The organism is Actinokineospora terrae, assembly GCF_900111175.1.
Taxonomy (GTDB): domain Bacteria; phylum Actinomycetota; class Actinomycetes; order Mycobacteriales; family Pseudonocardiaceae; genus Actinokineospora; species Actinokineospora terrae.
Genome location: NZ_FOGI01000001.1, coordinates 559,359 through 572,234 on the forward strand (window position 1 = coordinate 559,359; position 12,876 = coordinate 572,234).

Below are 12,876 nucleotides of genomic sequence, written 5' to 3' on the forward strand. Positions count from 1 at the left end.
GGGTCGTCCAGGTGGTCGCCCGCCGGGTCGACGTGCCGTGGCGCGAGGTCACCGCAGGTTCCGCGCAAGAGGCGGAGGTCTTGATCGCCGCGGACCGCGCTGTCCGGTTCGACCTCGGGACCGCGCCGCTGATCCGGTTCCTGCTCGTGCGGCTTCCCGGCGACGAGGCGCGACTGGTGCTCACCAACCACCACGCGATCCTCGACGGCTGGTCCACTCCGCTGCTGGCTCGCGAACTGTTCACCCGCTACGCCGGACAGGAACTCCCTACCGTCCGTTCTTATCGCGAGCACCTCGCCGATCTCGCTTCGCGCGACCACGACGCCGCCAAGACCGCGTGGCGTGACGCGCTCGCCGGTCTCGACGAGCCGACCCTGGTAGCCCCGGACGCGCCGCGCACCGGCGTGCTGCCCGACCAGCTCGACCTGACCCTGCCCGCCGAGACGGTGGCCGCGCTGACCTCGACGGTGCGCGGCATCGGGGTCACCCTCAACGCCGCCGTGCAGGCCGCGTGGGCGCTCGTGCTGGCCAACCACACCGGCCGCGACGACATCGTCTTCGGCGCGACCGTCTCCGGCCGCGACGGCGACCTCGACGGCGTCGGCGCCATGGTGGGCCTGTTCATCAACACCGTGCCCGTGCGGGTCCGGCTCGACCCGGCCGAGTCGTTGGCCGCCCTGCTGACCCGCCTGCACGGCGAACAGGCCGCGCTGCTCGACCACCAGCACCTCGGCCTCACCGACATCCAGCGCGGCCGCGGGGACCTGTTCGACACGCTCACCGTGTTCGAGAGCTACCCGGTCGACTCCGACGCGCTGGAGCGGGCCGAGAACGCGGCCGGGTTCCGTGTCACGGAGGTCGAGGGACGCGATGCCACCCACTACCCACTGACGCTGTTGGTCCTGCCGGGCGCCCAGACCACGCTCACCTTGCGCTACCGCCCGGACGTCATCGACGAGCCCACCGCGCACGCCCTGCTCGGACGCGTCGAACGAGCACTGGAGACCATCGCCGACCAAGCGACCGTCCCGGTGAGCGCGATCTCGTTGCTCACCTTCGAAGAAAGCTACAACTCCCTCACCGCCTGGCAGGGCTCACAGGTCGCGGTTGACGCCACCACGTTGCCCGCCCTCTTCAAGGCGCGAGCCGTCGACAGCCCCGACACGACCGCGGTCGTTGTGGACGGCGGAGCGACTCTCACCTATGCCGAGCTGGACAAGAGGGTCGCCACACTCGCGGGTGTCCTGGCCGCTAGAGGTGTCCAAGAGGGTTCGGTCGTCGGTGTGCGGTTGGAGCGGTCGGCCGCGCTGATCGTCTCGCTGCTCGCGGTGCACCGAGCAGGCGGCGCCTACCTGCCGCTCGACCCGGAGTACCCGGCCGATCGACTCGCCATGATGATCGCTGACGCCGCCCCGACCGTGGTGATCGCCAGCGACCCGAGTGGCGGCGACCTCGTCGTTGACGCTGACGGCGCGCCAGGGGAGTGGGCACTACCGCTCGCGGACGAGGTCACCAGTCGAGACCGCGCTGCCTATGTCATCTACACCTCGGGATCGACCGGCCGCCCTAAGGGCGTCGTGGTGCCGCACTCCGGCATCGTGAACCGGTTGCTGTGGATGCAAGCCGAGTACGGGCTCACCGCGGGTGAGCGGGTGCTTCAGAAGACCCCGGCGAGCTTCGACGTGTCGGTGTGGGAGTTCTTCTGGCCGCTGATCACCGGCGCCACGCTGGTGTTCGCGAAGCCGGGCGGACACCGCGACCCCGCGTACCTGGCCGAGGCGATCGAACGCAACCACGTCACCACGGTGCACTTCGTCCCGTCGATGCTGCGCGCCTTCGTGGCCGACCCCGCCGCGCGCGAGGTCACCACCCTGCGCAGGGTCCTGTGCTCGGGCGAGGCCCTCCCCGCTGACCTGCGCGACGAGTTCCGCCAGGTGTCCCAGGCCGAGCTGCACAACCTCTATGGGCCCACCGAGGCGTCGGTCGACGTCACGGCGATCCAGGTAGCCGACACGGGCGCAGTCCCGATCGGGCGCCCGGTCTGGAACACACAGACCTACATCCTCGACTCGTTCCTGCGCCCAGTAGCACCAGGCAATCCAGGAGAGCTCTACCTCGCCGGTGACCAGCTCGCGTGGGGCTACCTCAATCGCGCCGAGTTGACGTCCGTCCGCTTCGTCGCGAACCCGTTCGGCACCGGAAGGCTCTACCGCACCGGTGACGTCGCCCGCTGGGCCGATGGTGTCCTCGAGTACCTCGGCCGCGCGGACGACCAGGTCAAGCTGCGCGGGTTCCGCATCGAACTCGGCGAGATCGAAGCCGCGATGGCCGCGCACGTCTCCCACGCCGTTGCCGCTGTCATCGACGACAGGCTCATCGGCTACTTCGTGGGCGAGGTCGACACCGACGCACTACGCGCGGAACTCGGCAAGACGCTGCCCGACCACATGGTCCCGTCCGCATTCGTCAGCCTTGAGCGTGTCCCGCTGACCCCTAGCGGCAAGACGGACAGGAAAGCCCTACCCAGGCCCGATTTCGCTGCCCTGGTCACCGACCGGGAAGCCGACACCGACCTCGAACGGATCCTCGTCGACCTGGTCGCGACCGTGCTCGGGCTCCCGACAGTCGGCGTGGACGACGACTTCTTCGCGCTAGGCGGGGACAGCATCGTCTCCATCCAGCTCGTCGGCCGTGCCCGCGCGGCGGGGATCACGTTCTCCCCGCGGGACGTCTTCGAGCGGCGGACCGCGGCCGGGATCGCGATGGTCGCCACCGTCGAGCGCCGCGAGTCCGAGGCGGAGGGCGAGGGCATCGGCCTCGTCCCGTTCACCCCGATCATGCGCGACACCCTCGCCCGCGGCGGACCGCTCACCCGGTTCTCGCAGGCCAGGCTGCTGCGCGCCCCGGTGGACCTGGACATCGACCGGCTCATCCGCGCGGTCGACGCCCTCCGCGCCAGGCACCACGTCCTGCGCGCCCGGCTCACCGACGACGGCCTACACGTCCCGGACATGGCGCCCGCGGACGTGGTGCGGCGAGTCGACGCCAGTGCCCTCACCGACACCGAACTCGCGTCGGTCGCCGCTTCCGTGGCCGACGAGCTCGACCCGGCGGCGGGAGTGGTGCTGCGGGTGGTCTGGTTCGACCGTGGCGGCCGCGAGGGCAGGCTTCTGGTGGTCGCCCACCACTTCGTGGTCGACGGCGTCTCCTGGCGCGTCCTGGAGCCCGATCTGGTCACGGCGTACCGGGGCGACGACCTCGACCCGATCGGCACATCGTTCCGGCGCTGGTCCCTCGGCCTCGCCGAGGCCGACCGCAAGGCCGAACTCGACCACTGGGGTGCCCTGGCCGACTGCTCCGGCGCCCTTATCGCCACCCGCGAGATCGACGCGGACGACACCGTCGCGACCGGCCGCGAACTTCGGCTGTCTCTACCGCCGGAGGAGACACTGCCACTGCTGACGACCGTGCCGGAGCTGTTCCACGGCACCGTCAACGACGTCCTGCTCGCCGGTTTCGCCATCGCCGCCGCCGCGACCAAGGGCAACATCCCGCGCGTTGTCGATATCGAAGGCCACGGCCGCGAAGAGCAGGCCGTACCCGGCGCGGACCTTTCCCGCACAGTCGGGTGGTTCACCACCGTTTACCCTGTCCGGCTCGACCTGGCGGGTATCGACGCTACCGACGCGTTCGCCGGGGGAGCGTCGGTGGACGCCGCGGTGAAGCGGGTCAAGGAGCACCTGAGGACCGTGCCGGACAACGGCATCGGCCACGGCCTGCTCGGCGACACCGGGATCGCCCGCCGTGAGGTCCTCGTCAACTACCTCGGCCGGTTCGGGTCCTCGACCGAGACCGGACCGTGGACCGCCGCCCCCGAGGCCGCCGCGCTCGGCGGCGGGGTCGACCCGGCCATGCCCATCACGCACGCCATCCAGGTCAACGCCGTCACGGTGGACACCCCGGACGGCCCCACGCTGACCGCCACGTGGGCGTGGGGTGGCGCTGCCGTCGAGGAGACCGCGGTACGCGGACTGGCCGAGGCCTGGTTCGCGGCGCTGCGGGCGATCGCCCGGTCCGGCAGCGGTGGGCACACCCCGTCGGACCTCACCTTCAGTGACCTGTCGCAGGACGAACTCGATGAGTTCGAGTCGGAGTGGAACCAGTGAACACGCGCAAGTCCGGACTGGAAGACGTCCTGCCCCTCTCGCCCTTGCAGCAGGGCCTGCTCTTCCACAGCGAGTACGGCACCGAGGCCGAGGACCCCTACCTGGTCCAGTTCGTGCTCGACCTGGACGGGCCGCTCGACCCCGCCGTGCTCAGGGTGGCCGCACAGGCACTCATCGACCGCCACGCCAACCTGCGGGCCTGCTTCCGTCGCCGTAAGAGCGGCGAGGTGCTCGCACCGGTGCCACGCAAGGTAGAGCTGCCGTGGCGTGAGCTGGAGCTGGACGAGTCCGAATGGGACGGTGTCCTCGCCGCCGACCGCGCGGAGCGGTTCGACCTCGCACAGGCCCCACTGCTGCGGGTACTCCTGGCCAGGCTCGGTGATGACCGGCACCGGTTGCTGCTGACCTATCACCACATCCTGCTCGACGGGTGGTCGACTCCACTGCTGGCGCGAGAGCTGTTCCAGCTCTACACCGCCAAGGGTGACGCGTCGAAGCTGCCGACCGTGCGCCCGTACAAGGACTACCTGGCTTGGTTGCGCGCGAAGGACGCCGACGCCGCTCGCGCTACCTGGAGCGAGGCCCTGCGCGGTGTCGAGGAACCCACCCTGCTCTCGCCCGGTGCTGACCCGTCCGGTTCGGCCGAGCAAACCCCCATCGCACTACCGGACGGTCTCCTCGACGGCCTCACCGCGCTCGCCCGCACTGCCGGGGTCACCCTGAACACCGTCGTGCAGGCAGCGTGGGCGCTACTGCTGGCCCGCACCCTGGGGCGCCAAGACGTCGTCTTCGGTGCCACCGTGTCCGGTCGCCCCACCGATCTCGCGGGCGTCGAGTCGATGATCGGCCTGTTCATCAACACGGTGCCCGTGCGGGTGCGGCTCGACCCGGCCGAGACCGTGACCGCGCTGCTGGCACGCGTCCAGGCCGAGCAGGCCAGGGTCATGGACCACCAGCACTTCGGACTCGCCGACATCCAGCGGACCGTCGGCATCGGCGAGCTGTTCGACACGCTCACCGTGTTCGAGAGCTACTTCGTCGACACCGCCGCCTTGGACCAGGCCGAGGCCGCGACCGGTCTGCGGGTCCGCGCGGGGGAGACCCGCGACGCCACGCACTACCCGGCCACGCTGGTCGCGACCGGCGGTGCGCTGCTGCTCAAGTACCGGCCCGGCCTGGTCGACCCGGACGCCATGTCGGCCCGCCTGGTCCGGGTCCTGACCGCGCTTGTGGCGGCTCCTGACGCTGTCGTGGCCAAGGTCGACGGTCTCTCCGACGACGAGCGCGACAACCTCTCTCGTGGCTGGAACCCCACTGGTGAGCCGGGCGAGGCCGCCACCATCCCGGCCCGGTTCGCCGAGCAGGTCACCCGCAACCCGGAGGCTCTAGCGCTGGTCGCGGGCTCCGAACGACTCACCTATGCCGAGCTGGACGCCCGCTCGGACCGCCTAGCGCGTGTCCTGGTCCAGCGGGGTGCACGGCCGGGTGGGATTGTCGCCATCGGTCTGCCTCGATCGGCCGATCTCGTGGTCGCGGTCCTCGCCGTACTCAAGTCCGGCGCGGCGTACCTTCCGCTCGACCCGGGCTACCCGCGCGCGCGACTCGACCTGATGCTCGCCGACGCAAAGCCGACACTGCTCATCACAGACCTCACCGACTTCGACGTCCCCACCGTCTCACCGACCGAGGGCATCGACGGGTCGCTGGAGCCGGTAGCGCTAACGGCGGATCACCCGGCGTACGTCATCTACACCTCAGGCTCCACCGGTACCCCCAAGGGCGTCCTGGTTCCCCACCGCAACGTCGACCGGCTTCTTACCGCCACCGACCACTGGTTCGGATTCGGGCCCGACGACGTGTGGACCCTGTTCCACTCCTATGCCTTCGACTTCTCCGTCTGGGAGCTGTGGGGCGCGTTGCTGCGCGGCGGCAGTCTCGTCGTTGTCGACCACGCCACCAGCCGTTCCCCCGAGGCGTTCCTCGACCTCTTGGCGAGCGAACGCGTCACCGTCCTCAACCAGACCCCCTCGGCGTTCAACCAACTCGACGCTGCTGACGCCGCCCGGGGCGGGGTGGACCTCGCGCTGCGGTACGTCATCTTCGGCGGTGAGGCGCTAGAGCCCCGCAAGCTCGCAGGCTGGTACGAGCGTCACGCAGACGACGCCCCGCGCCTGGTCAACATGTACGGCATCACCGAGACCACCGTGCACGTCACCTACCTCCCGCTGACGCGCGCAGCGGCGACAGACGGCCTGCCCGACATCGGTGTCCCCATCCCCGACCTCCGCGCCTACGTCCTCGACGACGGCTTCGGGCTCGCCGCACCGGACGTCATCGGTGAGCTGTACGTCGCGGGTGCTGGCCTCGCAGACGGCTACCTCAACCGCCCCGGGCTGACGTCAACCCGGTTCGTTGCCAACCCGTTCGGACAGGGCCGCCTCTACCGCACAGGTGACCTCGCTCGTTGGCGCGCTGACGGCACCCTGGAGTACTTCGGCCGCGCGGACGGACAGGTCAAGCTGCGCGGGTTCCGCATCGAACTCGGAGAGATCGAGTCAGTCCTCTCCGCGCACCCCTCCGTCGCTGACGCCGTCGCGGTGGTCCGCGATGACCGCACCACCCGGCTCGTCGCCTACCTCGTGCCCGCGGCAGGTGCGACGCTCGAAGGCACCGACTTGCGCGACTGGGCGGCGCGAGACCTACCCGAGCACATGGTCCCCGCCGCGGTCGTAGTGCTCGACCGCATTCCTCTCACCCCGAACGGCAAGGTGGACCGCAAGGCCCTCCCCGCGCCCGACTTCGCGGGCCTCACCACCTCTCGCCAGCCCGAGACCGACGCCGAGCGGACCCTCGCGGCCGTGTTCGCCGAGGTGCTCGGTGTGCCGACGGTCGGCCTGGACGACGACTTCTTCGCGCTCGGCGGCGACAGCATCATCTCGATCCAGCTCGTCAGCCGCGCTCGCGCCGAAGGGCTCAGGTTCTCCCCGCGCGACGTCTTCGAACGCCGCACCGTGGCCAGGATCGCCGAGGTCGCCGCCGCGCCCGCGCCCGCCGTCGCCTCCACCGGCACCGGCCGGGTCCCCCTGACGCCGATCATGCGCGAACTGCTCGGCCGAGGCGGCCCCATCACCCGGGTCTCCCAGGCGCGGCTGCTGGTCGCGCCGGACGGGCTGACCCCGGCACGACTCACCTCGGCCGTGCAGTCCGTTGTGGACACCCACGCCATCCTGCGCGCCAAGCTCACCGGCGACGCGCTCGACGTCCGCCCGGTGGGATCGGTGCGCGCCGACGCAGTCGTGCGCCGGGTCGAGGGCACCGACTTCGCGGCCGAGGCGGCCCGCGCGTACGCCGAGCTCGACCCTGAGGCGGGGGAGATGCTGCGGATTGTGTGGTTCGCGCCTGACCGCCTGCTCATCGTCGCGCACCACCTGGTCGTCGACGGCGTCTCGTGGCGGATCATCGTGCCGGACCTCGCCGACGCCGTTGCCGCTAAGCCGCTCGCGCCGGTCGGCACCTCGTTCCGCGACTGGGCGACCGCGCTGTCCACTCAGGACCGCGACGCTGAAATCGACCACTGGCGCGCGACCCTCGACGGCGTGACCGGACGCCGGATCGACCCCGTGCGGGACACGGTGTCCACCGTGCGATCCGTCCGGGTCGCGGTGTCGAAGGAGACCACGTCCAGGCTGCTCGGAGCCGTCCCGGCCGCCTACCACGCGGGCGTCGAGGACGTCCTGCTCACGGCGTTGGCGCTGGCCGTCGCCCGGACCCGCGGCGTGTCGTGGCAGGTGGTCGACCGCGAGGGGCACGGCCGCGTCGAGGACGCCGTCCCCGGCGCCGACCTGCACCGCACCGTCGGCTGGTTCACCTCGCTGCACCCCGTCCGCCTCGACCTGGCCGGGGTCGACGTCACCGACGCGTTCGCCGGTGGTGCCGCGGCCGGACTCGCACTCAAACTGGTCAAGGAACAGCTGCGCTCGGTGCCGGGGGAGGGCCTCGGATTTGGATTGCTGCGCGACTCCCTACCCGCCTCCACCCCCGAGATCCTGTTCAACTACCTGGGCCGCTTCGGCACCACGGGAGCCACCGGGCCCTGGTCGGGCGCGCCGGAGGCGGGCGCGCTCGGCGGCGACGCCAACGCGGAACTGCCGGTCGGGCACGTGCTCGACATCAACGCCGTCACCGCGGACGGGGAGCTGACCGCCACCTTCTCGTGGCCCGCCGCGCTGCTGGAGCAGGCCGAGGTCGACGAGTTGGCCGCCGCGTGGGTCGGCGCGCTCGACGCCATCGACCGGCACGCCGCGACCGGCGCGGGCGGGTTCACCCCGTCCGACTTCCCGCTGGTCGGCCTCATTCAGTCTGATGTGGACTCCTTGGTCGCCGCACATCCCGGCATGGTCGACGTGTGGCGCCCGACCGCCCTGCAGCAGGGGATCGCCTTCCTGTCGCGGTTCGACGATCACGCCACCGACGTCTACACCGTGCAGTTCGCCTGCGAGCTGACCGGACCGCTCGACACCGCACGGCTCCGCGCTGCGGCGGAGGCGCTGATCGCCCGGCACGACACGCTGCGCGCCGCCCTCGACAGCACCGCCACCGGCGACCCCGTTCTCGTTGTGCACGAACGAGTCGAGCTGCCGTGGCGCGAGGTCGACCTCGGCGGTTGGGAGCAGCTCGTCGCCGACGACCAGCGCACCCGGTTCGATGTCGCTGCCGCGCCGCTGGTCCGCTTCATCCTCGGTCGCGGCGGCCCAGAGCGGCACCGGCTGCTGTTCTCGTTCCACCACGTCCTGCTCGACGGCTGGTCGACACCCTTGCTGGTGCGAGAACTGTTCGAGCTTTACGCGGGCAACGCGCTTCCCGCCGTCCGGCCGTACCGGGACTTCCTCACCTGGCTGTCCACTCGGGACGTCGGGGTCCAGCCGTGGGCGCAAGCCCTCGCAGGTGTTTCTGAGCCGACCTTGGTCGCACCGGCGGGTGCCGCGAAGTCGGGTGCGTTGCCGCGCAAGGTCGACCTCGTTCTGCCGGAAGGGTTGCCGAAGGTCGCGCGGGAACGCGGAGTCACGCTCAACACTCTCGTGCAGACCGCGTGGGGCTTGACGCTGGCACGTGGTCTCGGCCGAGGTGACGTCGTGTTCGGCGCCACCGTGTCCGGCCGGCCCGCTGACCTGCCCGGCGTCGAGTCGATGATCGGCCTGTTCATCAACACCCTGCCGGTGCGGGTCCGGCTCGACCCAGCCGAGTCCGTGGCATCGCTGCTGTCGCGCGTGCAGGCCGAGCAGGCCGCTTTGCTTGACCACCACCACGTCGGGCTCGCCGACATCCAGCGCGCGGTCGGCGTCGGTGACCTGTTCGACACGCTGACCGTGTTCGAGAGCTTCCCGATCGACACCGCCGCACTGGACCGGGCCGAGACCGCCGCCGGGTTCCAGGTGAGCGGCGTGACCGGCGCCGACGCGACGCACTACCCGATCACGCTGACCGTGGGGGCTGGTCTGTCCGCGTGGCTGGACGTGCGCGACGACCTGGTGTCGGACGATGTCGTGTCGGCATGGGCTGAGCGGTTCGTCCGCGCGCTGGAAGCCTTTTCCGCGCCGGAAACGAAGGTGCGCGACCTTGACTTGATGTCCGATGTGGAGCGAGCGTCACTACTCGCCGCTTCCCGTGGGCCGATTGTGGAGGTCTCGGACTCGTCGGTGCTGGACACGTTGGCCCGGCAGGACCTCTCGGCGCGCGCTGTGGTCGGATCCGATGCCGTGTTCACCTATGGCGAACTGGCCGAGCGGTCGGATCAGATCGCCGGACTCCTTGTCTCCCAGGGGGTTCGTGCGGGCGATGTGGTGGCGTTGGCGGTGCCGTCCTCCGCTGGGCTCGTGGCCGCGATCATCGGCGTGTGGAAGGCGGGCGCGGCGTACCTGGTGCTCGACCCGGAGTACCCGGCCGACCGGCTGGCGTACATGGTCGAGCAGGCTCGGCCCGCGGTGACGCTGACCATCGCCGCGGTCGGCATGCCCGGCGCGGTGGAGATCGACGCGGTGTCGGGCTACTCGTTCACCGGTGGCCCGGTGTCCGGCGCGGCGTACGTGATCTTCACGTCGGGGTCCACCGGGCGGCCGAAGGGCGTCGTCGTCGAGCACGCCGGACTGGTGAACCTGCTGGCCTCGCACCAGGCGACGGTGATGCGGCCGGGTCCCGCGTTGCAGGCGGCCTCGTTCTCGTTCGACGCCTCGCTCGACCCACTGCTGTGGCTGGTCGCCGGGCACGAACTGCACATCGTCGCGGAACCGGGTGTGGAGTACGTCCGGTCGAACGGCATCGCCTACGTCGACGCGGCGCCGTCCCTGTTGGGGCAGCTCGCGTCCGATGGCCTGCTGACCTCCGGCGTGTCGGTGGTCGGGACCGGCGCTGAGGCCGTGAGCGCCGCGTTGTGGCACGAGTTGGCGGCCAGTTCCGTTGAGGCATTCAACTTCTACGGCCCCACCGAGTGCACTGTGGACACTGTGGTGGCGCCGGTCGCCGGTTCGGACGTCGTGATCGGGCGGCCGGTGGCGAACTCGGTCGCGTACGTGCTGGATCCGACGCTGGGGCTGGTGGCGCCCGGTGTGGTCGGTGAGCTGTACGTCGGCGGTCCCGGTGTGGCTCGCGGCTACCTCGGTCAGCCGGGGCTGACGGCGTCGCGGTTCGTGGCGAACCCGTTCGGTGCTGGGCGGTTGTACCGGACGGGTGACCTGGTGCGGTGGAACGGCTCCAGGTCGTTGGAGTTCCTCGGCCGTGCGGACGACCAGGTCAAGGTGCGCGGGTTCCGGGTCGAGCCGGGCGAGGTCGAGGCGGTGCTGTGCGAGCACCCGGAGGTGACCGCCGCCATCGCCACCGTGCGCGACGGCCGACTCGTGGCGCACGTCATCGGCGCCACGGACCTGCGTGCGCACGCCGCGTCCCGGTTGCCGGACCACATGGTGCCGTCGGCCTTCGTTGCGATCGACGAGATCCCATTGCTGCCCAACGGCAAGGTGGACCGCGCCGCGCTGCCCGATCCCGACTTCGCCGCACTGGTCTCCACCCGGGCCGCGACGACCGACGTCGAGGCCGTCCTCGTCGAGATCTTCGCCGCTGTCCTGGGCCTACCCACCGTGGGCGTGGACGACGACTTCTTCGCGCTCGGCGGCGACAGCATCGTCTCCATCCAACTGGTGAGCCGCGCGCGCGGTGCCTGCCTGCGGTTCTCGCCCCGCGACGTCTTCGAGCAGCGCACCGTTGCGGCACTCGCCCTCGTCGCCGTCACCGACAAGCCCGCCGTCGCAACAGATGACGGCACCGGCCTCGTCCCCTTCACCCCGATCATGCGCACGGTCCTGGACCTCGGCGGCCGTCTCGACCGCTTCGCCCAGACCCGGGTCCTCCGCGCCCCCGCCGACCTGACCCGCCCGCGACTGGTCGCCGCCGTGCAGACCCTGATCGACACCCACGACATCCTCCGCGCCCGCCTGACCCCCGAGGGCCTCCTCGTCCCACCCGCGCTCCCCGCCGAGGACCTGGTCCTGGAACTGGACGGCCCCCTGGACGTGGACCGCGTCCTGGACACCCTCGACCCCGAGGTCAACACCGTCCGCGTCGCCTGGTTCCCCACGGCGCAGGTCGTCGTCCTCGCGGCGCACCACCTGGTCGTGGACGGGGTTTCGTGGCGGATCCTGGTGCCGGACCTGGTCGCCGCCTACGACGGGCAGGCGCTCCAGGCCGTGGGGACGTCGTTGCGGGGATGGGCCTCCGGATTGGTGGAGGCCGCGCGCACCCGGGTCGACGAACTCGCGCACTGGACGACCGTGGTGGCCGCCGACGAGGCGCCGCTGGGGGATCGGCTGCTGGACGGGGACACCGTGTCCGGGCTGCGGCAGGTGGTCACGACCGTCGCCGCCGATGTGGCCGAGCCGGTGCTGGGGCCGGTGCCCGAGCTGTTCCACGCCGAGGTCGACGACGTGCTGCTGACCGGGTTCGCGCTCGGCGTGGCGCGGTGGTCGGCGCGCTACCGCGACCAGCGGCGCACGGCGATCACCGTCGACCTGGAGTCGCACGGCCGCGACGAGGAGGCCGTCCCCGGCGCGGACCTGCACCGCACGGTCGGGTGGTTCACCAGCGTCCACCCGGTCCGCCTCGACCTGGCGGGCATCGACATCGCCGACGCCGTCGAGGGTGGGCCGGACGCGGGCCGGGCGGTCAAGCAGGTCAAGGAGTGCCTGCGGTCGACGCCCGGTAGCGGCATCGGCTTCGGCCTGCTGCGCCACCTCAACCCCGACACCGAGCAGGCCCTCACCGGCAGGCGCCAGGTGCTGTTCAACTACCTGGGCCGCTTCGACACCGCAGCCCCCACCGGCCCCTGGTCCCCCCTACCCGGCATCGGCGGCGGCGCGGACCCCGACATGCCCGCCGAATACCCCCTCCAAGTGGACATCACCACCGTCGCAGGCCCGGAGCTCCACATCGCCTGGACCTACCCCGACGGCGTCTTCACCGAACGCGCGATCCGAGACCTGGCCACCTGCGTCGCCGGAGCCCTCCGCGCCCTGGCCGAACACGGCGCCGAAGAAGGCGCGGGCGGCCTCACCCCATCCGACCTCCTGCTCACCGGCTTCGCCCAAGACCAGATCGACCGCTTCGAGGCCAAATGGCGGGACCTATGAGCACCACCCGACCCCACCCCCGCACCGAACCCGAA

At 71.2% G+C, this 12,876-nt stretch carries 2 protein-coding genes (1 of these 2 cut by a window edge); both read left to right on the plus strand.

What is annotated here, in order from left to right:
* Window positions 1–4,166, plus strand: the final stretch of a protein-coding gene (locus tag BMY07_RS02295) for a non-ribosomal peptide synthetase (RefSeq protein WP_092774691.1). It extends 14,680 nt beyond the left edge of the window; the window shows 4,166 of its 18,846 coding nt (coding positions 14,681–18,846); its start codon lies beyond the left edge, outside the window; its stop codon occupies window positions 4,164–4,166.
* Window positions 4,163–12,841: a non-ribosomal peptide synthetase gene (locus BMY07_RS02300; protein WP_177215388.1), complete on the plus strand. Its 8,679-nt coding sequence runs from the start codon at window positions 4,163–4,165 to the stop codon at window positions 12,839–12,841. Before BMY07_RS02295 ends, BMY07_RS02300 begins: the two co-directional genes overlap by 4 nt.
* Window positions 12,842–12,876: the final 35 nt, after the last annotated feature.